The sequence below is a fragment of the Agathobaculum sp. Marseille-P7918 genome, from assembly GCF_964248325.1.
GTDB lineage: Bacteria > Bacillota > Clostridia > Oscillospirales > Butyricicoccaceae > Agathobaculum.
In genome coordinates this window covers 93,739-115,069 of record NZ_CAXTXI010000008.1, presented here as the reverse complement: position 1 = coordinate 115,069, position 21,331 = coordinate 93,739, and the positions used below count along the sequence as shown (strand labels likewise).

Below are 21,331 nucleotides of genomic sequence, written 5' to 3'. Positions count from 1 at the left end.
CAGAGAAAATCCATAGTGATTTACCTCTGTGGTAGAATGGAGTTTCCAGACAACATCTGCCAAGGGAGGACAATCACTATGGACTGCCTCAATTATAGCACAAACGAGACAGAACGCAAGAAGGGCCAGCACCTTCGCATGGAAGATCGGGGTGCAATAAAAGCCCTCCGGCAGCAGGGGCTGGGGATCCGGGCGATTGCAAGACAGGTGGGCTGTGCGCCATCAACCGTGACAAACGAATTGCGGCGCGGCACACCGGCTCGTAAGGGCGGCAGAGGACGGGCGCCTGGCTACTCTCCAAATCTGGGCAAAGCAGTCTATGAGGCCAACAGGGCACACTGCCACAGGAAGTCGAAAACGGAGCAATGCCGTAATTTTATCAGCTGGGTGGTTCGCCAAGTGCGGGAACATAAGTGGTCTCTGGATGCGTGCTGCGGCTATGCCAGACTGCATGCCCTGTACGATCCGTCCGAGATGGTTTGCACGCGCTCCCTTTACAACATGGTCTGGAGCGGGCACCTTTGCATCCGGCCAACCGAACTGCCTGAAGCATTGAAACGGAAAACAACCAAACCTCGTGTGCGGGAGAATAAAAAGCGTTACGGAGCCAGCATTTCTAACCGTCCGGAAATCGCCTCCCTCCGTCTGGAAGAAGGCCACTGGGAGGGCGATACTGTGGTTGGCAAGCGAGCCGCTGGGGAGTCCGTGATCTTCTCCCTGTTGGAGAAAAAGACCCGGACCTACCTCGCATTCCGTATCTCCGGCAAAACCAGCGCAGCGGTACTGGGGCTCATGAACACCCTTCACAATGTGTATGGCGAGCGCTTTTCGCAGGTCTTTAAGACAATTACTGTGGATAATGGCAGTGAGTTCGCCGACTTTGCTCAAATTGAGGAATGGGGGACCAAAGTCTTTTTCGCACATCCTTACACTGCTTGGGAGCGCCCACAGAACGAACGGCATAATGGCCTGTTCCGCGCCTTTGTTCCCAAGGAAGTTTCCATTGATGCTTACACCGATGAGGACATTCTTGCCGCTGCTGACGAGCTCAATGGCCGTCCACGCAGGAAACTGGGATACCGCACTCCGGAGGAGCTGTTCGACGCTTTCCTCGATTGTGTCTTTGCCGCCTGATACCCTCGACCATCGCTCCTATATTATAGGCTTACGCTATAATTTTTATAAATTACGTGACATTGCTAAAAACTTCGATTTTGAAGTGATTTGGAATGAAGAAAAGCAACAAGTAAATATTAATACATCCAATAAATATGAAGAAGAAACCGAAACTACTCAGAATGAATATGAGCCTAATGGTGCAGGCAATAACGATAAGCTCACTGATGCACAAGCTATTCAGATAAATTCTTCGTTAGTGGGAATTTTACAGTCTTCAAGAGACATTGACTGTTACAAATTTATTGCGCCCACAACTGGAGATATTCAAGTCTGTCTTAGTAGTTTGCCGGATAAAAATCGACCTGTCACAATGGAAATTTTTGACCTTGCAAAAAATGAATTGCCTCAAATAAGTCAAACGGTATCAAAAGGCACTAATGAAATAGTAGTTTCTTCTTTTGGAGTGGAAAAAGGACAAACCTATCATATCCGTCTGTCTATTAGTGATAAGTCTCTTTACACCAATTATATATTAGTGGTGAAAACAAAGTAGTGTATAATAATACAAGGAGTCCTGCAAACAAAAGTCAATAGCTGAAATGAAAAAAGTCCCGCAAAATTTGTGCGACTGAAAAAGGGTATGACAAAACAGGCTGGAGAAAAAGTTTCGCCAGCTGGGATAAAGTAGCAATCTGATTTATCCTTGTGAGGTGTCCTGCTGTGCGTCAAAAGCCTCCAGGCATTCCTTCACACGGGCGTAGTAGATACGCAGGAACTTGTTCTGTGCGGCGGTCATGTATACAAAGTATGGCTTGCCCTCAGCGCGTTTCTTATCGAGAAACTGGTACACTGGCTCGTCTGCTGGTGCTTTTCTGAGATAGGTGCAGACGATCTGGTACAGCGTTTTCCGCAGGTGAGGCGAGCCACGCTTTGAGGTGGGAACACTCTTGGCGTTGTGCTTGCCAGATTCATCCACACCAGGGTCAACGCCCGCAAAGCCAACGATAGAACTGCGGCGCGGAAAGCGGCGCACATCGCCGATCTCGGCTATAAGCTGCGCGGCAGTGGTTTCGCCAACGCCGTACATGGCGCGCACAGTCTCATATTCTGGAAGCTGGGATGCGAGCCGTGTCATCTCTGCCCGCAGAGCGGCCAGTGTGGTCTTGCCTGCAAGAAGCTGCTGCGCGGCTGTGACAATGAGCAGCTTGGTGTTATCGTTCTTCGGTAGTGTAGTGAAATGCCCACAGCTGCTGGCATAGATGTCCAATGCTTTCTCGACGCTGAAATGGTAACCTTTGCGTTTGCACCACTTCTGGTAACGCTCGGTAAAAGCCTTTTCGCTGACGCGGCAGATGCAGTCGCAGTGCCAGAATGTCATGACAAAGTCCACCCATTTCTGGTGGCCGTCCGCACGCTCCGGGCTGGAGAATAGTTCGTTCACGCTTGGAAATGTCTTGTCTGTCAGAGAAATGAGATTGTTTTGTAGCGACACCACCGTTTTCATGTAGAGATTGTACTGGCGGCTGCACAGCTTCAGTTGTTGTCTTACAGTGTCCATGAGAGTATATTCCCGCAGATCCACCCAGTTGTCAAGGCCGTACTTGGCGATCTTCATGGCGTCAGCCTTGTCGGTCTTGACCTTACGGATGGAACCGCCCCCGCTCTGCTTGATGTACAGCGGATTTAGGACACAGACGTAGATACCGTACTCATGTAGCGCGACCGCAACCGGCTCATGGTAGCGGCCGGTTGCTTCCATGACAACGCGGGTGTCTTCGCCTAGCGCAATGATGGCATAAGCCATCTGCTCCAGACCAACCTCGGTATGGAAAAATTCCTGTGGCAGCAATGCCACTTCACCCATTGGCCGCTGGAAACATCAATTCCAACTGCGTTCATTTTACGTCTCCTTCTGATTGGATATGGCTTCCCGCCGTCTACTCATTGCTTGTTCAATCTCCTGGGTGACACGAACGCACCGAAAACGGTGGAACAACCTGCGCAAATCGAATGCTGCGAACGAGAGAGGCGGCTGACGGACTCCTCGGCGGGCGTGTTAGCCCAAGGGACAAACTGTCAGGCCGTTAACCCCCTCATTCTAACAGCTTCAGCTTTGAGATGGAAAAAGACGCGGCTGGCTGCCGCGCCTTAAACCGTAATTATTATTGTAGGAGGGATCTATGATTGGGGAATACGCTGCTAATTTATGGGGGTGACCTCCCCGCCATAGCAGCGGCCGCCAAAGCTGCTGCTACTGCGATGACTGCGATGATTCATGTTATCGTACCATATGTACCGCACAAGCTGGGCGGAATCGCCACAGTCGGCGGACAGAACTATTGGGACTACGTCTCACCGCTTACCCAGCAAGGCACTTTCGGTTGGTTGATTGGTTTTGGCATCGGATACAATACAGACGATTTGGCGGCTGAGTTGCTAAAAAGCCTGAACAAGTACAGTAATATCCAAATTCACTGGGGTTATGATATTTGCGATTATACTACGGTATCAAATCCGTATCGTATAACCTCAGTTACAATCAAGCCCCTTTGTCTGGATGCGGACAAGCGTGTTAACTGGGGCAGCGGTGCCGTGCAAACCCTGACAGCGGATATTTTCATTGATGCGTCTGTCGAAGATCGGCTTGCGCGTATGGTGAATTCTGCATGTACCACTGGTCGTTACTGCTGGCCAAACCTTCCTGCCGGTGAAGTAGCAGGCAAGGTTGCAAAGCAGGCGGCTGCGACCCTGATGGTAAAGCTAAAGGGTATTGACCACACCAAATCCGGTTCCGGCTTTTATTATTCACAAGACTCTGCAAGCGGCGCATGGTCCTGCTGGGGTGGAAGCGTGGAATACAAGGATAGCGGTAATAAGATAGCTGCGTTTAATAAGAAATACGCCTCTCAAGGCTACATGATTAAACCAGTAAACGCAGCCCAGAACGGTAAAAACTTGGATGAGTGGTGGGCAAATACGTTTCTCATCTTTGGTGTTGATGGGCGAGCAAACCATCGTGACAAGGGGACAAGGTTTTATCCGGCAATGCTGGCAGGGACAAAAAATGTAGATGATGCATGGGTAGATGCACGACAGTTCCTAAAGGACAAAAAGGCCGAAGTCCTTGGCGCGCTCCGAGAATATCCGGGCTTTGAAAACGCTGACTTTGTGACCGATTCCGCAGGATACCCGGAAGTTGGCGACGTGCTGTATATCCGGGAGACTGTACACATGGCACGCAGTTCCACCTATACCGGCGCAGACGATGAAAACGAAAACTATCATGTCGGTGCCACGGCTGCTCTGCGTGCAGGTGCGTCGTCGGGTGATGGTGCAGATAGTAAGTATTATGCACACCATATTGGCCTTGCGCACTATAATGCAGATATCCACCCATACGCCCCATCGGATTGTCAGAATGGTTCGGAATGGCTATGGGGCTATGACAGCTTCCGTAAAATGCGGCCGGATATGAATATCGGAAATAGTGATCCGGTGCATCCAGTATATCTTCCGTATGAAGCACTGTTGACCCATTATGTTTCAAACCTGCTGCTTCCCGGCTATGCAGCTAATGTTTCATCTTTTGCATGGGGTGAAGTGCGAGTATTGTGTAACCTGTGTGTTCTTGGTGATGCTGCTGGTGTTGCCGCTGCGTACTGCGTAATCAACAATCTCCAGCCACTGTATCTGAATGACGCGCAAATCGCAGATATACAGGCATTGCTGCGTACAGTAGATGCGAAATTGGATAAATGATGAAAAAAGCGTTCTGACAAAGAACGCTTTTTCTTATTCATTCAAGATATATTCTACCAATTCCGGCGTTAGTCCGCATATATCGGCTATTTGATAAATTGTATAGCCACATTGCGCATAGTCCCGAATCTCAGTTTCCGGATGTAACAGCAGCGCCATAAAACGGTTAGCTTCTGCTTCCAACTTATTGACAGAATAGAGGGTATTTGCCCGTAAAAACGGTGTATTGCTTTTCGGGTGTAAGATTGCATGTCCTAATTCATGTGCGCATACTTGCCGCTGTCGCTCTTTTGAAAGGTCTTGATTGATATGTATGAACTTGATTCTGTGCGTACGGCTGTAATATCCTCTGATACTTCCAAGGGGTTCGTGGAGAACCCGAATACCGAGTTTCGCAGCGATTGTGAACGGGTCTCTGGTATCACATTTTCGGCATAACATATCGACCTTATGCTTTATTGACAATATGCAGCACCTCTATTTCATTTCCGGTACTTTTTTGGAGTAAACTTTTGTTTGGCAATCCGTTTGGAAATTTCGAGCTGGTTTTGCAGGCTAATGCGCAGGAGCTCCCGCGTTTCATCGTCGATTGGCTCACCGTCAAACATCAGGCTTGCTTCGGTGTCGCCAAGATCACCTAAAATCATATCCAGTCTTTTTGCTATGTCACGCTCGTCCCGCTTCGTCAGGACGGGCGTTTCTTTTTGCTCCATGCTAAGTAAAAATTCAATCGGCACATTTAGATAATCGGCAATTTTTGAAAGGTTTTTAGTAGAAAGGGTTTTCTTTCGTCCAACTTTGAGATCGGACAGTGATGCACGGCTTATTTCACATTGCCTGCATAGCTCTGTGACAGTAATCCCCTTCTCAGCGCATAAAGCCGCTATTTTATTATACAATTCTGACATAAAATCACCCGTCCATTTGTAGTATATGCCAAAATTACGCAGAAACGAAATTTTACACGTTGACACTTACGCGATAGAATAATATAATTCACTCATAGATTTCGCAAAAACGTAATTTATAGAACAAATATATAATATTACACTTTTATGTAAATGTCAATAGAAAGGGAGTAGTTGACCATGAAAAAAAGGGAACTTTGCTCGTTTGGTAAAAAAATTAACTATCGGCTTATTGCTCTTAATCAAAACAAAGTGTGGTTGGTCGAGGAAGTAAAGCGGTACACAGGGTTGTACTTTGACCGCTCCTATCTTCGCAAAATCGAAACCGGACAGCTTGCGACGCCGAAGATCGTGGATGCGATATGCGAAATACTTGGCATCGCTGTTCAGAGTGATTATACCAAAAGGAAAGACCGATAAAATGTACTTTTTGAAAAAGGAAAGCGGATTACATATGCACCTTGAAAATTTAAGATACAGGCAGCAGATACAGAACTGTTTGCGCCGAGCTGCGGTACCCATGCGCGGGGACGTCGGACAAGTCCGGCCGAGCGGCAAACCATGACGGTACGAAATACGGGGCGGCACCCGTAAAGCGACGACACGCAGGCAGATAATGAGACTTCCGCCCAGCCACAGACACAAGCAATGGGGGCGGCTGATGTGAGAACCACGCAGAGGTAAAACGGCCTATGGAATGGCTTGCCAGCGATCATCTGTCTGCTTCCCCACAAGTCGGGGCGTTGAGAACAAATAGGCTTGGCAGCAGGAAAGGATGTGTCTAAAGTGTTTTAAGTTTTTGCGGCAGACGGGAGATTACTGTCTGTCGCGCGTACATCACATAAGCAGACAGGATGTGAGTGAAATGCCAGATTGGGAAATCCAGCCGAAGAAACATAAATACGAAGTTGGCGAACGTGTATTAGTGCGGCCTGCAATTATAGATGGTATCTGGGCAAAAAACAGTTGCCGTAAGACCGTACCTGCTACTGTTATCTTTGTCCATCCGGACGACCGGTTCATTGTAGCAGAATATCAGGTGTGCGCTTCGTTCTTTGGCAGGACGGTATCTACGATACGGGAAAGTTTTTTAATTCCAAAAGTTCAGTGTTTGGTGTGGGAGTGAAATGAATGTATAAACGTGGTGATGTGTTTTGGGCTGATCTCAGTCCTGTTATTGGTTCAGAACAGGACGGTGTGCGTCCTGTTGTAATTTTGCAAAATGATATTGGAAACAAATACTCGCCTACGGTGATTGTAGCGCCGCTTACAAGCAATTTGCATCGGGACAAGCATCTTGTTACTCATGTGCCCGTCTGTATGCAGGGCTTGCCGCAATATTCGGTTGTGTTGTTAGAACAGATAAGGACAGTAGACAAAGCACGACTGGGGAATTTTGTCGGTGCAATGGATAAAGCGACATTGAAAAAGATTGATGAAAGCGCACTGCGCAGTCTGGGGCTGACGGATGGATTTAGAACATAGAGCAATCGAGCGCCTACGATTAGCGGCGGAAATGAGTGAAGCCTATTACGGCAAGCCTTTGGTCATTACGACGAGCGGCGGCAAGGACAGTGACGTATGCCTGTACCTTGCCGCCGTTTCCGGTATCCGGTACGAGGTCATGCACAATCACACCAGTGTGGACGCACCGGAAACTGTGTACCATGTCCGTTCGCAATTCCGGCGTTTGGAACTGGATGGCGTGAAATGCACCATCAATTTTCCACAGTACAAGCGGCGGCCGGTTACCATGTGGACGCTTATACCGCAAAAGTTGATGCCGCCCACGCGGACAGTAAGGTACTGTTGTTCGGTGCTGAAAGAAAGCGGCGGTATGGGCCGCATGATTACAATCGGCGTCCGTTGGGCGGAAAGCGCCAGCCGCCGTACCAAACGCGGCATCTACGAAAGTATGCCGCACGATCTCAGCAAAAAGGTTATCATCAACAACGATAATGCAGATACCCGCCTTTTGTTCGAGAGCTGCAAATTGCAGGCAAAAAGGGTCTGCAATCCGATCGTGGATTGGTCGAACTATGATGTGTGGTCGTATATCCATGCCGAGAGAATACCGGTCAATCCGCTGTATTCGTGTGGCTTCCATCGGGTCGGCTGCGTTGACTGTCCGATGGCAGGGCGCAGGATGCGCCTGTTTGAGTTCGGCCGCTATCCTACCTATCGGCGTGCTTATGTCCGCGCCTTTGAGCGAATGCTCGAAGAACGTGCTGCGCGCGGTAAGCTGGACAGCTCATGGCGTGCTGGTACAACTGGCGAGGATGTATTTCGTTGGTGGATGCAGGACCGGAATATCGAGGGACAAATAAAGATGGAGGGCTTTGACGGATAAAGCCCAAGTATGTACCGTGCGGGTTCCCGCGCGGTTTTATCATATACACGCCAAATTTCAAGGGGGTGGTTCCAGTGTGCTACTCAGTGCATGGTTTATCCATGCAGTATCAGTTTGGAAATAAGTTTGAGATGGAGGGATGAGGAAATGGATTTTTTGAAGAAACGGCTCAAGCGGGTTACGTCGATGGGGCTGGCATTGCTCCTGTCTGCGTCGGCGCTGCCTGTCACAGCGTTTGCCGCGTCAGACAGCACCAGCACGCTTGCCGAGGTAACGGCAAAGTATATCGACGCAGAGAACGGCAAGGAGATCATCCAGCCGGAGACATACAGTGTCACGCATGAAGAAAAGTCGCCGCAGGAGATCGAGAACTACACCTACGTCGATTACACGGAGAGTGTGGAATATATCTACTCCCACAAGGATCTGACGTATATCGTCGGCTACCCGGACGAAAGTGTGCGGCCGGATGCGTCCATGACCCGCGCCGAAGCTGCTACTGTGTTCTACCGTCTCTATGACGGCGAATACCCAGCCTTCCAGCGACGCATGTCAAACGGCACGTTTGAGGACGTCAAGACGGATTACTGGTTTTATAAAGAAGTCGAAACACTTTATAACATCGGCATTGTAGACGGCACAGAGGAACACAAATTCGCGCCGGATGCACCGGTCACACGCGCAGAGTTCGCAGTCATGGCCGCGCGGTTTGCCAATTTGGACTATGAGGGCGGCAACATCTTTGACGACGTTCCCAACGGCCATTGGGCGTACAGCTATATCAACGCTGCGGCCAATGCAGGATGGGTAGAAGGCTACCCGGATGGCAGCTTCCGGCCGGACGAGCCGATCAGCCGTGCCGAGGTCGTGCGGTTGGTAAACGGCATGATCAACCGCAGTGTGACGCTGGAAAAGCTGAAAGAACTCGGCATCGAATGTCCGTACAACGATCTGGCCGAAAAGCATTGGTCTTACTGTGACCTGATGGAAGCCACCATCCCGCACAGCGCGGAGGAATGGCACGGCCTGTCCTATAACGATGGTAACTACAATATTATCGTTGAGAAATTCGTGGACCAGAATGGCAAGGAGCTTGCCGAAACTGTTACCACGGCTGGCAAGGAAGAACGCTCACCCAAGGCAATACCGGCATACGAGTACCGCGGCTATATCCGCACAATCACCTACCAGTACACGAACGGCGATGCGATCCCGTCCATCGAAAAGACGGCGAGCGTCAAAATCGCTAATGTAGGCGATACCCTGACTTATACGATGAAGCTGACGAATGATGAAGCAGCATCTTCCACGTGGAAGGAAGTCGTCCTCACCGACGCAATCCCGGACGGCCTGACCTTCGTGGACGGCAGTGTATATGTCGATAACAAAGCAGCACAGCACTCGTTTGAAAACGGATTGCTTTCTGTCCCGCTGGGCGATATTGCCGCAGATCAGACGGTTACGGTAACATTCAAAGCCACGATCAATGCGGATATGTACAACCAGACGATCTACAACACCGCAGTCGCCGAGGGCACAAACGGCATATGCGAGGACACGGACGACGGCGTTTATATCAACAAGGGCGACACCGCGCCCTATGTGGAAAAACGTGCAGACAAGCCTGCTACTAAGGTCGGGGATAAGCTAACTTACACAGTCACGCTCGGCAACGCAGAGGGCGCAGCTTATGAGATCGAAAATGCTTCCATGATCGACATTATTCCGGCTGAACTGGATTTTGAGGACGGCAGTGTACAGGTTGATGGTATGAGTGTGGATTACTCATTTGATAGCGAGACCCGCACCCTGACCGTGCCGCTGGGCAGCATTGCGCATGCGACGGAAAAGACGGTCACGTTTTCGGTGACAGTCAATGAATCGGCCTACGGCAAAACGGTTTACAACACGGCGGTGCTCTCTGGCGACAACATCACGGATGCCGAGGACACGGATGATGGTGTTTCCGTCGGTGACGGCAAGGCGCGTCCTAATATCGAAAAGCGTTCGGACAAGTCCTCGGCCAAAGTCGGCGATAAGATCACCTATACGCTGACGCTCTCCAACAGCGAGACTGCAACTGTACCTGTAGAAAATGCAGTCGTTACAGATGTTATCCCTGCTGGCCTGACGTTCGAGTATGGCTCGGTCATGCTGGACGGCAGCACGACAAGTGATTACACCTATGGTGAAGCAAGCCGCCTGCTCACGGTAAACGTCGGCAGCATCGAGCCAGATACCAGTCGCACGGTTTCTTTCGTGGTGACGGTGAACGAGGATGCCTATAATACCACTATTCAGAACCTTGCCACCCTGACCTCGGACAACACCGAGCCGGTGCAGGACAAGGATGACGGCGTTGTTGTTGCGGACGGTATGACCGACCTGTCCATCAACAAGAGCGTTGACAAATCTTCCGCCCTTGTCGGTGATACTCTGACCTACACGGTGGAGGTATCCAACGGCGCGGGGGCAGAGGTGAACATCCGTGACGCGGTGATGGCGGACACCATCCCAGACGGCCTGACCTTCCACAGCAACGTCACAGTGGACGGTTATTCGGCGGCATATCAGTATGACAACGAGAACCGAACCCTGTCTGTCCCTCTGGATGCGATTGCCCCCGGCCAGACAAAAACGGTTTGCTTTGATGTTCTGGTGAACAGTGATGCCTACGGCATGACGATCGAGAATACGGCGATTGCCAGCGGGAGCAATGCACCGGATACGGAGGACACGGACGACGGTGTAACCATCGAGGACGGCACGCCGGACGGTCATGCGGGTGCAAAGTCCGCGAATAAGACCACCGCTCACGTCGGCGACAAGATCACCTACACAATTACGCTCCAGAACGGCGCAATGGCAACGGCAGACTGGACGGACGTTATTGTGACCGACGTACTGCCAGACGGTGTAACCTTTTCAGGAAACGTCCAGAAAGACGGTCAGGCAACGACGGAATATTCCTATGATTCATCTTCGCGCACGCTGACGCTCACGCCTTATGCAATCACGCCGGATACGCAGGTGGTGTACACCTTTGATGTGACCGTGGACGAGGGTATGCAGGGCAAGTATATTGTCAACACCGCCATTTTGGCGGATGGCGACGACCAGACGCCGCTTCCGGATGCAGGCGTGCAGATCGACGAAGGCGAAGCCGATCCGATCGTATCCAAGTCCGCAAGTACGTCCGAAGCCAATGTAGGCGACACGTTCCGTTACGAGATCACAGTAAAGAATGGCGACAAGGCCACCGCGCCGTGGAAAAACGTTGTGGCGTATGACACCCTGCCCGCAGGCGTGAAGCTGATCGGCAATGTCTATCTGGATGGCAAGGTGGCGCTGCACAAGCTGAGCGGCAACGCGCTGTCCGTGCGGGTAGGCGATCTTGCCGCAGGCGAAAGTGTGACGGTTTCCTTTGATGTGCAGGTGGTAGACAGTGCTGCGGGTACGACACTTCAAAACAGCGTGGATGTATCCGGCGATAACGGCGGCGGCACGGCAACAGACGATGGTGTGACCGTACCGGAGGAAGAACCGCAAAACCCTAATGATACCACTGGCTTCTATGTCACAAAGGACGTGGATAAGACGGTGGTAAATGTCAGTAAGGATGTTTCAAATGGATTAAAAACAGTTACCTTTACGATTGTTGTTGGCAACAACAGCAGCGAGACTTGGACGAATGTAGTCCTAAAGGATGCGCTGGACACCTCAATGCTGACACCAATTCTTCAAAATAATGTTTATGTAGATGGCGTGCTGAATCAGGATTGGAGTTTTGCAGACAAGGTATTTTCGCTGGAACTGGGTGATATCGAGCCCAGCCAGTTCCGAACGGTTGTCGTGGCAGTGCAATTTAAAGCGGATGCTGGCGGTACAACCTATGTCAACTATGCGACCGGAGAGGGTGATAACGGCAATGCCACCGGAAAGTCGCCGGAAATTGAGATCGTAAGCGTGGTTGATGATCCGATCACTGATATTCATTATCAGCTTTACAATGGCTACGGTGAGAACATGTGGCGGCCGGGTGACCGCATCTCTTTGCAGGAAGCCTGCACGGTTGCATATCGTTTGATCTCCAACGGCGGAAACACATGGTTGGAGCGTGGGACGGTGACGGTGCCGGACTACGAGTTCAGCATCCCCGAAGAAGCAAAATATTTTGTCTCAATCGGTGTATTGCCTGCAAGCGTATTCGACACAACGAAAATGACCGAAGATGTTGATTATGAAATCAACTATGAGGTTTCGGAAAAAGGTTATCTGCGAATCTGGGCTACCTCGGAACAGCTTAATACGCTTGTGAAGTATATCACTGGCACGAATGCAGGGCTCAGCGGTGATGTGTCCCGCCTGAACTTTGCCAAGCTGATTTGCCAGCTTACTGGACGGGATACCGACCCGGATACCTCGGCTTACAGCGGTCATATCCAATATTTCACGGATAGTGGTTCGTCTGTGGGGCTGATTACCGAAGTTTCGCACGAACACGACTATGTGCTTGATGCAGACGGAAACGAATATTGGATTTAATTTCTAAAGGCAAAGAGAATCCCCCGTTCATCAAAACGGGGGATTACTCTATATTACAGTTGGTTCAGTTCATCGGTAGTAAGAATATTGAATAATTGAATCGCGTATGTCCTTTCGCCGAGCACATAGATTGAAACGGCTGAGGTTTTAGACCGTGTATTGAGCATATTATCTCGGTGACCATCCGAACCATACCATTGATTAAAGTTATCCTGTGCAGAAGCGGAGATTATACTCCCTAACGCGTTTTCCGTATTGCAGCCTTTTCCAACAGTAGCGAATAGCGTACCGTCTGGACGATAATGAGCTCCGTACAAGTTATCACGATATGCACCGACCAGTTCTTTTGATCGGATATCCGTCCATTCCTGCACTTGGAGAGAGTAGGCCAGACGCGGCAAACCGTTTTCCTCACGCAGATCATTGACCGCATCAAAAGTGGCATTGGACAGGTCATAATCCCAATAGCCGCCGTACTCGTCTACCGCAGATTTGCCGGTAGGCCGCTGGCTGATTTCATCTGTTACAGTCTGGTTATCGTCTGTGGTTTCGTTGTCGGTATCATCCGACACAGGCTGTCCGTCTGGTGAAACCGGGGCTTCCGGCTCAGCCGGTTCAGTTTCGGACAAAACGCTTTCCGCGTTCATTAGCATTGTCGCGACTTCGGCACGAGTGGCTGTCTCTTGCGGATTTAACTTTCCGTCCGAGCCGCTGACGATGCCCTTGTTGACGCACCAGCTCATGGCGTTTGCTGCGTAACGGGAAACTGATTGATAGTCCGAAAAATCATAGTATTTATCTGGTATAAAGCCGGTATCTGTATCAAGGCCGAGGTAGTCTGCATAGCGGTACAGCATGGCGGTAAGCTGCTCGCGGGTGATCGCATCATCCGGGCCGAACTGGTCATCGCTGTATCCAGTAACAAGGTCATTTATGCGTGCCCAGTAGACCGGTGTGCTGTAATACGCTGCCGCGTCCACATCTACGTATGGGTAGCCCCAGTTGCTTTCGGGCATGTCGGGCGATCCCGCCAGTCGGTACAGGATGGTCACGATCATGCCGCGACTGGTGGTGTCGTCCGGGCTGAATGTTGTGTTTGATGTACCGTTCATCAAGCCAGCTTCGCAAACATAGTTGACTGCATCGTGATACCAGTCTGACGGACGGACATCTGCAAAGTCCGTGACATTCGCGGCGCTGGCCGAACAGGTAATAGCTGCCGCACACAAGATAGAAGCGATTTCTTTTTTCATAAAGTCATACCCCACAATAAAGAACAGAAAAGATCATTATGGTTCCATTATATCATGCTGCTATCCATTCCGGTAGCGGGCATCGCGCACAAAATATGATGTTATGAAGTGGATAAAAAGTGTGCATAATATGTGATGAATTTATGAGTAAGGTGAGCCTAAATGAGAAACGAAAATACGAAAAGTCATATGCTGCCCGACATACGGGATATATATATTGATACAACACAACCTACGGAGAAACGACTGAGTTCATTTATTGATGCAGTTGGTGATCCTTATCATTTTCGCGTGGGAGAAACGGAAGTCGAATTACGTTTTGACGATAGCGCTTCGAGTTTATACTCTTGTTTGGTGAAATTAGGTAAACGCATTTAATGATCTTATATAGTGGTTGATCATGGATAAAACTTGCGGTTTGATGCGTTTTGTGTTATAATATTGTTGCAAAACGTAGTCATAATGTGCCGCCAGTTTTAACAGGAGGTACACTATAATGGCTCGTAAAAGTAAATATGGAAAAGCGTCTGGCAATTCATCCGCAAAGCTGTGGAAACCGGCGCTATATGTCCGCCTGTCTCGTGAGGATGGAGACCGCGAGGAAAGCGATAGTATTGTCAGTCAGCGCGAGCTGCTGACCGAGTTTGCGGAAACGCAGACGGATATGACTGCGCCTAAATTGTATGTAGATGATGGCTATACGGGTACAGATTTTAAACGTCCGGAATTCCAGCGTATGGTGGATGATTTGCGCGTGGGTACAGTCAACTGCGTCATTGTCAAAGACCTGTCTCGCTTTGGCCGTAACTATGTGGGTGTCGGTGAATATCTCGAACAGATTTTCCCACTGCTGAATGTACGTTTTATCTCGGTGGGTGACCGTGTTGATAGCTTTCTCGATCCGCGTTCGGTTAACAATTTGGTTGTGCCGTTCAAGAACATCATCAATGATGAGTATTGCCGTGATATTTCGAATAAGGTGCGCTCTTCACTTGATCTCAAACGGCGGCAGGGTAAATTCATCGGCTCGTTTGCATCCTATGGTTACCGTAAAGACCCGGATGATCACAATCGCCTGCTAATTGATGAACCCGCCGCCGCAGTGGTGCGGGATATTTTTGACTGGTTTGCTGGTGGTATGAGTGTGATCGGCATTGCGAAGCGACTGAATGAGCTGGGGATTCCTAACCCGTCTGCTTACAAACGGCAACAGGGTATGAATTACCGGCATCCGGCTTCGGATAAGCTTGATGGCCTGTGGCCGGATAGTTCGGTGCGTCGCATACTGCGCAACCGGCTGTACATCGGCAACATGGTGCAGGGTAAAAACCGCATCAAAAGCTATAAGCTGCATGTCAGTGAGGCAGTGCCGGAGGAAGAGTGGTTCGAGGTTGAGTCAACGCATGAGGCCATCATTCCATACGATCTTTTTGAGCGGGTGCAGTCGTTATTTGCGCGGGATACCCGCACCGCACCGATGCAAAAGAAGGTATATTTATTCTCCGGTTTTCTCCGATGTGCGGACTGCGGCAGGGCGATGAATCGCAAGTTGATTTCCCAACCATATCGTGATTATCACTACTATATTTGCTCGACTTTTAAGAAACAACACAGCGGTGCATGCACCAAGCACACCATCCGTAGTGACCGGCTGGAACAGGCGGTGCTCGAAGCCTTGCGACATCAGATTGCCTTGGCGGTCGAGATGGACGAGCTGATTGCGGCAGTTAACCAGAGTGGAACACGCAGCCGTTCTACAAAGCATCTGCTGGACGAGCGGGGGCAGTTGGAAGCAGAGCGTGAGCGTATCGAACAGATGAAGATGTCCCTGTATCCGGACTGGAAAGCGGGTGATATTTCCCGCGAGGAATATCATCAGCTCAAGGAGCAGTTCGAACAGAAGCAGGCAAAACTGGATGCTTGCATCGCCTCGATTCAGGTGCGGATTGATGATGCGCAAAATGGCGTGGACGAAACCAACCCTTTCCTGACACAGTTTGTTAAATACCGCAATCTGCAAAACCTGACGCGCGAGGTTGTCGTTGAACTGATCGACATGATCTATGTGCATGAGGGTGGCGGTATAACCATCCAGTTCAAATTTTCGGACGCTTATGCGGCGGCAAAGGAGTATATCCAAGATCACGGGCAGACCGCGTGAGCTACAAAAATATTATGGTGCTAAAACACCGTTTTCCCCCGCAGCCTACGACACGCTCTCCACCCTGCTTTCCGACCTTGGCGCACAGCCGACCGACTTTGACTGCATTGTCACCGGCGACCTCGGCCACGTCGGCGCGGACCTGCTGCTCACGCTCCTGCGCACGGACGGCATCGACCTCTCCCCCGTTTACTCGGACTGCGGCAGCCTGCTGTTCGGAGACGAACAGGATGCGCACGCGGGCGGTTCGGGCTGCGGCTGTTCGGCGGCGGTGCTGTGCGGGCCGCTGCTGCGCGATATGCAGGCCGGCAAGATGCGGCGGCTGGTGTTCGCAGGCACGGGCGCGATGATGAGCCCGACCTCGGTACAGCAGGGCCAGCCGATTGCCGGCATCTGTCACGCGGTTGTGATAGAAAGGAGCGACGCATGAACTGGATGGAGTATGTCAATGCATTCTGGGTGGGCGGTGCGATTTGCGCGGTCTGTCAGGTGCTGATTGACCGAACCAAGCTGACCCCTGCGCGCATTCTGGTCAGTCTGGTGGTGCTGGGTGTTGCGCTGCAAGCCTTTGGGCTGTACCAGCCGGTCGTGGACTACGCAGGCGCGGGCGCGACCATTCCCCTTTTGGGCTTCGGCTACTCGCTGGCTAAGGGCGTAGCAAAAGCGGTCGCGGAAAGCGGCCTGCTGGGTGCGTTCACCGGCGGCGTGACAGGTGCGGCGGGCGGCATTGCTGCCGCCATCGTGTTCGGCTGTCTGTTTGCGCTCATTGCGCGGCCCAAATCCCGCTCCTGAGCGCTTGCGGATAAGGGTAAACCCCGGTATAATAGACAGCAGAACAAAGAGAACGAGGTTTGCCCATGCGCTACTATTTTGCCCCGATGGAGGGTGTAACCGGCGCGGTTTACCGCCGCACGCACCACGAATATTTCCCGGGGATTGACAAGTATTTTATGCCGTTTATCACCCCGACCACAGCCGAGCGGTTTACCCCGCGCCAGAAGCGTGATATTGCGCCCGAAGTCAATGCCGGCGTGCCTGCCGTGCCGCAGCTACTGACCAAATCCGCCGCAGACTGCATCTGGGCGGCGAACGCGCTGGCCGATATGGGTTACGCGGAGGTCAATCTCAACCTCGGCTGTCCGTCCGGTACGGTGACGGCCAAGGGCAAGGGCGCGGGCTTTCTGGGTGACCCGGATGCGCTCGACCGCTTTCTGGACGCAGTGTTTTCGGCCACGCATGCGAACATTTCCATCAAAACACGGCTGGGAATGCACGACCCGGCGGAGTTTACGCGGCTGCTGGAAATCTACAACCGCTATCCGGTTGCGGAGCTGACCATTCATCCGCGGGTGCGGCAGGATTTCTATAAGGGCACGGTGCGCGAAGCAGACTTTGCCGCCGCGCTGCCAAAGTGCCGCATGCCGGTATGCTATAACGGCGACATCGTAACCGAGAAAGACGCACAGGCTGTCGGGACACGTTACCCCGCTTTGCCCGCTGTGATGATTGGGCGCGGACTGATTGGCGACCCCTCGCTTGTCACCCGCCTGTGCGGCGGCCCGCGCGCGGACCGCGACACGCTGCGCGCCTTTCACGATGCGCTGTATGCGCGCTACTGCGAAGCCTTCGGCGACGCACGCATCGCCATACTGCGCATGAAAGAGATTTGGTTCTATCATCTCAACCTGTTTGAAGGCAGCGAAAAGCACGGCAAGCGGCTCAAAAAAGCCACCGACCCGCGCGCCTACGAAGATGCGGCGGCAGCCATTTTCCGCGACCTTGCAGTGCGGGACGATATCGTCCCCGGCTGGTTTCGTCCGGCATAAAAAGCAAACGGCTCCCCTCCGAAAACCGGAGGAGAGCCGTTTTTTATTAGTATCCTTTTTCAACCGCCGCGGTCAGTACCTTGGAGGCTACCGTACCCGCAACCGACGAACCGCCGCCGCCGTTCTCCACCAGAACGATGAAGGCATAAGGCGTGGCCTCGTCCCGCAGAAAACCGGTAAACCAGGCGTTCGGCGTCTGGTCCGCGCCGACCTCAGCCGTGCCGGACTTGGCGCAGATATCCATGCCCGGAAAACGGTCCTGACCGTAGGTCTCAATGACGTTGTTGTGCATCATGTCCGCGATGGTCGAAGCCGTGTCCTCCTCAATCAGTTTGGAGGACTTATGCGCAAAGTACAAACCGGTCGGCAGGCCGTAATCCGTGGTCGTTTTCTCAATCAAACGCGGCATCGCCGCCTTGCCGCCGTTGGCGATTGCACCCATATAGAGCATCATATTGATGGGGCACATAGTATCCTCACCCTGACCGACACCCGCCCATGCCAGCTGGTTGTCGTTGCCGTCAAAGTTGAAGTGTCCTTCCGAGGTGTTGACGCCGTCTACCTTGATGGCCTCGGTCAGGCCCGCAGCATCGGTGTATTTCTGCATGGTATCCCCGCCCAGCTCGACCGCGAGCTGACCGAATACGCCGTTGCAGGAGTTGGCAAGCGCGTCCTCAATATCCTGCTCGCCGTGCGCATACGGACAGGTGACCACGTCGCCGCCGATTTCCACCGAGCCGGTGCAGTTCCAGCTGCGGGTGAACAGGTCGGGCAGATTTTCAATCGCCGCGTTGAGCGTAACCACCTTGAAAATCGAACCGGGAATCGAGTTTGCCGACAGCAGACGGTTGACATATACGCCGTCCCACGCCGGGTCATCCGGGTCGATGTTCGGCGGGTCGGCGGGGTCAAAGGTCGGGGTTGAAACCATGCACAGGATTTCGCCTGTCTTGTAATTGTACACACCCACCGTACCGCTCATGCCGCCCAGCGCCTGATAGGCGATGTTATTGAGATAAGCGTCGATGGTCAGATACAGGTTGTTGCCCGTGCCGAGCGGCGAATATACGCCGGTCAGCAGGTTGTAGCCCGACAGCTTATCCGCGAAGGCGGTCAGCGCGCCTGCGCCGATGTTGCCCGCAGGGTCACCCACCGCATGCAGGGTGGCACGGCGAATATCGCCGTCCGGATAATAGATGCGGTTGCCGTTTTCGTCCAGCGTGGAAAGCACGTCGCCGTCCCGGTCGAGGATGGTGCCGCCCTTGAGCTGGCCCGAGTTGCTGTACAGATGCCGGTTATAGGGATAGGAGGCCCAGTCGCCGCCGTCCATAACGAACTGGAAACAGAAAACCGCCAGTCCCAGTCCCAAAAGCGCCGCCAGAATCAGGCAGAACACACCGCGTTTTTCAATTTTCCGCATTTAGTCCACCTCCCCGCGCAGTTCGCGCCGCGAGGGCAGCTTGACCGCAAAGGACGCATTCTGCCGCGTGTCGGTCGCCTTAAGGAAGGCGAGCATGCCCCATGCCGACAGCATGGACGAGCCGCCGTTCGAGACAAAGGGCAGGGTTACGCCCGTGAACGGCAGGATATCGACCGCGCCGAATACGTTCAGGCAGGTCTGGAACACCAGCAGACTGGTCGCGGCACAGGCCGCAATCGTATAAAAGCTCGACCGGCCCGCGCGGCATGCGCGCACCGCGAACACCGCCAGCGTAATGATGCACAGGATGGTCAGCACCGCGATAATGAGGCCCCATTCCTCGCACAGCATGCCGAATACAATATCGGTATCCGCCGCAGGCAGGCCGCTCAGCCATCCCTTGCCCGCGCCCACGCCAATCATACCGCCAGACGCAGCCGCGGTCAGCGTGTGGGTCTGCTGGAAGCCCGCGTCGTACACATCCTCCCAGATGTGGCCCCACGAGGCAAAACGCGCGGCAACGTGGGGTTTGACGGTCAGCATGACCATGCCGCCGCCGAAGCAGCCCGCACAAATCAGGCCAAGCACGGCAAAGTCGCCCGAGCGCAGGAATGCGATGACAAGAAATGTCACAAAGAACACCAGCGCCGTACCGAAGTCGTTTTGCAGTGCGAGACAGCCGCCGCAGATGCCGGTTAGACCAATAAACATCCACAGATTGCGCTTGTTAAACAGGCGGTCGAGCGTCGCAGCGCCCGCAAAAATATAACAAATCTTGGCGATCTCCGAGGTTTGCAGCGACAGCGGACCAAGCCGCAGCCACGCCTTTGCGCCGCCCTGACTGGAGCCAATCAGCAGTGTGATGACCAGCAGGCCGACCGCTGCCGCGCCCATAAACCAGCGCACCTTTTGCGCGCGTGTCAGGTCGCGCAGGAAAAAGCCGAGAATCAGGAAAATGGCAAGCCCCATCAAAATCGCAATGAGCTGCTTGGGCATCTCCTCGGGTACCTTTGAACCGGTGACGGCCAGCGACAGCGTACATAGGAAAAACGCGATCGTTTCCATCTCAAAGCCGATGCGCCGGAACGAGCGCAGAATGATAAAATAGCCCCAGCAAACCAGCGTCAGCACCAGAAAGGTCAGCGGGATGGTGACGGTTGCCTCATCGCCCGCCGCAATAATCAGCTGCAAAGAGGTCAGCACCTGAAACAGCGTCAGCAGCACCAGCGAACCCCACATGCCCGCAGGACGGCCCTCCATGCGGCGCTCAACCATCTGCTCGCGCTTCTCCTCCACCGAGATCGGCACCAGCATGGTCGGAATCCCGCCGAAGGCGACGGTATCTCCGTCCTCGACCACTGCGTATTCGTCCACCGGCAGGTCGTTAACCGTCACGCCCCCCTTTGAGCCGAGGTCGTACACCGTCCAGCTGCCGTCGTCCTCACGGATAAGAGCAGCGTGCTGCCGCGAAACCGAAGGGTATTCGATCTGCACATCGCACGAGGGCGCGCGGCCGATGATATTTTCCCAGTGGGTGATGGGCAGGCGCACGCCGTTTGCCATCGCCAGATAGCCCCAGACCTCGTCCGGGTGCTTGACCTTCCAGAGCGAGCGGATCGCACCGACCAGAATCATCAGCGCAAGGATGGGAAACACAAAGCGGACCACCGTCGTATACCATGCGCCGACCAGCGGATTTTCTGCCAGAAAACCGGTAATCATGTCGAGCAGGCGCTGCAAAGCGTCGGTCATGTTGTTGTTCCTCCTTTCGGGAATCAATTCTTTAACCTTTATATTATAGCACAGCTTGTCAAGGAACGGATGAACCGTCGGTAAACGACAGGAACGGATAATACTTGACAGCACATGCACAGGGTGATACACTAATATCCTAAAGAGCATACAGCGACAAACGAAGTTTGCAGGAAAAAGCCGTCTGGCTTGCCGAAGGAGCAAAACTCTCAGGTGTCCGGATTTCCGGATGGGGACT

Annotated in this window: 18 protein-coding genes and 1 pseudogene; 13 read left to right on the top strand and 6 right to left on the bottom strand. The window is 52.6% G+C overall.

The window, feature by feature from the left end; translation table 11 throughout:
* The first annotated feature begins 78 nt into the window (after nucleotides 1-78).
* On the top strand, nucleotides 79-1,134 hold the full coding sequence (locus tag ACESSO_RS11640; RefSeq protein WP_373165517.1) for an IS30 family transposase: 1,056 nt from the start codon (nucleotides 79-81) through the stop codon (nucleotides 1,132-1,134).
* Nucleotides 1,124-1,672, top strand: coding sequence for a hypothetical protein (locus tag ACESSO_RS11635; RefSeq protein ID WP_373165516.1), 549 nt, complete (start codon nucleotides 1,124-1,126; stop codon nucleotides 1,670-1,672). Before ACESSO_RS11640 ends, ACESSO_RS11635 begins: the two co-directional genes overlap by 11 nt.
* A 144-nt stretch (nucleotides 1,673-1,816) precedes the next feature.
* On the opposite strand, the pseudogene ACESSO_RS11630 reads toward ACESSO_RS11635, so the two are convergent.
* Nucleotides 1,817-3,018 (bottom strand): annotated as a pseudogene (locus ACESSO_RS11630) (IS110 family transposase).
* A 285-nt stretch (nucleotides 3,019-3,303) separates the two neighbouring features.
* Between ACESSO_RS11630 and ACESSO_RS11625 the strand changes: the two are divergent.
* Nucleotides 3,304-4,878: an FAD-dependent oxidoreductase gene (locus ACESSO_RS11625; RefSeq protein ID WP_373165514.1), complete on the top strand. Its 1,575-nt coding sequence runs from the start codon at nucleotides 3,304-3,306 to the stop codon at nucleotides 4,876-4,878.
* Nucleotides 4,879-4,911: 33 nt separating this feature from the next.
* On the opposite strand, the gene ACESSO_RS11620 is transcribed toward ACESSO_RS11625, so the two are convergent.
* Together ACESSO_RS11620 and ACESSO_RS11615 are read right to left on the bottom strand one after the other, a co-directional pair.
* Nucleotides 4,912-5,319, bottom strand: coding sequence for an ImmA/IrrE family metallo-endopeptidase (locus tag ACESSO_RS11620; protein WP_373165585.1), 408 nt, complete (start codon nucleotides 5,317-5,319; stop codon nucleotides 4,912-4,914).
* Nucleotides 5,320-5,360: 41 nt separating this feature from the next.
* Nucleotides 5,361-5,786 carry a helix-turn-helix domain-containing protein gene (locus tag ACESSO_RS11615; RefSeq protein WP_373165513.1) on the bottom strand — a complete coding sequence of 142 codons (426 nt, stop codon included), beginning with the start codon at nucleotides 5,784-5,786 and terminating at the stop codon, nucleotides 5,361-5,363.
* A gap of 180 nt (nucleotides 5,787-5,966) precedes the next feature.
* On the opposite strand from ACESSO_RS11615, the gene ACESSO_RS11610 reads away from it, so the two are divergent.
* The 5 genes from ACESSO_RS11610 (at nucleotide 5,967) to ACESSO_RS11590 (ending at nucleotide 12,681) form a co-directional block, all read left to right on the top strand.
* Nucleotides 5,967-6,206, top strand: coding sequence for an XRE family transcriptional regulator (locus ACESSO_RS11610; RefSeq protein WP_373165511.1), 240 nt, complete (start codon nucleotides 5,967-5,969; stop codon nucleotides 6,204-6,206).
* Between the two features lie 445 nt (nucleotides 6,207-6,651).
* The gene (locus ACESSO_RS11605) at nucleotides 6,652-6,912 is read left to right on the top strand and encodes a hypothetical protein (RefSeq protein ID WP_373165509.1); all 261 of its coding nucleotides are present in this window, start codon (nucleotides 6,652-6,654) and stop codon (nucleotides 6,910-6,912) included.
* A gap of 5 nt (nucleotides 6,913-6,917) precedes the next feature.
* Nucleotides 6,918-7,271 carry a type II toxin-antitoxin system PemK/MazF family toxin gene (locus ACESSO_RS11600; RefSeq protein WP_373165508.1) on the top strand — a complete coding sequence of 118 codons (354 nt, stop codon included), beginning with the start codon at nucleotides 6,918-6,920 and terminating at the stop codon, nucleotides 7,269-7,271.
* The gene (locus ACESSO_RS11595; RefSeq protein WP_373165507.1) at nucleotides 7,255-8,136 is read left to right on the top strand and encodes a phosphoadenosine phosphosulfate reductase family protein; all 882 of its coding nucleotides are present in this window, start codon (nucleotides 7,255-7,257) and stop codon (nucleotides 8,134-8,136) included. Before ACESSO_RS11600 ends, ACESSO_RS11595 begins: the two co-directional genes overlap by 17 nt.
* Before the next feature lie 147 nt (nucleotides 8,137-8,283).
* Nucleotides 8,284-12,681 (top strand): S-layer homology domain-containing protein, encoded by a 4,398-nt coding sequence (locus ACESSO_RS11590; RefSeq protein WP_373165504.1) that lies wholly within the window; start codon nucleotides 8,284-8,286, stop codon nucleotides 12,679-12,681.
* A gap of 53 nt (nucleotides 12,682-12,734) precedes the next feature.
* On the opposite strand, the gene ACESSO_RS11585 is transcribed toward ACESSO_RS11590, so the two are convergent.
* On the bottom strand, nucleotides 12,735-13,934 hold the full coding sequence (locus ACESSO_RS11585) for an S-layer homology domain-containing protein (RefSeq protein ID WP_373165502.1): 1,200 nt from the start codon (nucleotides 13,932-13,934) through the stop codon (nucleotides 12,735-12,737).
* A 162-nt stretch (nucleotides 13,935-14,096) separates the two neighbouring features.
* Between ACESSO_RS11585 and ACESSO_RS11580 the strand changes: the two genes are divergently transcribed.
* The 5 genes from ACESSO_RS11580 (at nucleotide 14,097) to ACESSO_RS11560 (ending at nucleotide 17,921) form a co-directional block, all read left to right on the top strand.
* Complete coding sequence (locus tag ACESSO_RS11580; protein ID WP_373165500.1) at nucleotides 14,097-14,312, top strand: DUF6870 family protein; 216 nt, start codon at nucleotides 14,097-14,099, stop codon at nucleotides 14,310-14,312.
* A gap of 118 nt (nucleotides 14,313-14,430) precedes the next feature.
* Nucleotides 14,431-16,095: a recombinase family protein gene (locus ACESSO_RS11575; protein WP_373165498.1), complete on the top strand. Its 1,665-nt coding sequence runs from the start codon at nucleotides 14,431-14,433 to the stop codon at nucleotides 16,093-16,095.
* A complete protein-coding gene (locus ACESSO_RS11570) occupies nucleotides 16,049-16,525 on the top strand; it encodes a hypothetical protein (protein WP_373165496.1) in 477 nt (158 codons plus the stop codon). Before ACESSO_RS11575 ends, ACESSO_RS11570 begins: the two co-directional genes overlap by 47 nt.
* 5 nt (nucleotides 16,526-16,530) lie before the next feature.
* Nucleotides 16,531-16,887 (top strand): stage V sporulation protein AE, encoded by a 357-nt coding sequence (gene spoVAE, locus ACESSO_RS11565; protein ID WP_373165584.1) that lies wholly within the window; start codon nucleotides 16,531-16,533, stop codon nucleotides 16,885-16,887.
* Nucleotides 16,888-16,952: 65 nt separating this feature from the next.
* Nucleotides 16,953-17,921, top strand: coding sequence for a tRNA dihydrouridine synthase (locus tag ACESSO_RS11560; protein WP_373165494.1), 969 nt, complete (start codon nucleotides 16,953-16,955; stop codon nucleotides 17,919-17,921).
* Between the two features lie 46 nt (nucleotides 17,922-17,967).
* Here ACESSO_RS11560 and ACESSO_RS11555 read toward each other — a convergent pair whose 3' ends face one another.
* Nucleotides 17,968-19,341: a penicillin-binding transpeptidase domain-containing protein gene (locus ACESSO_RS11555; RefSeq protein ID WP_373165492.1), complete on the bottom strand. Its 1,374-nt coding sequence runs from the start codon at nucleotides 19,339-19,341 to the stop codon at nucleotides 17,968-17,970.
* Nucleotides 19,342-21,093, bottom strand: a complete 1,752-nt coding sequence (locus tag ACESSO_RS11550) for an FtsW/RodA/SpoVE family cell cycle protein (RefSeq protein ID WP_373165490.1) — start codon at nucleotides 21,091-21,093, stop codon at nucleotides 19,342-19,344.
* Nucleotides 21,094-21,331 lie beyond the last annotated feature (238 nt).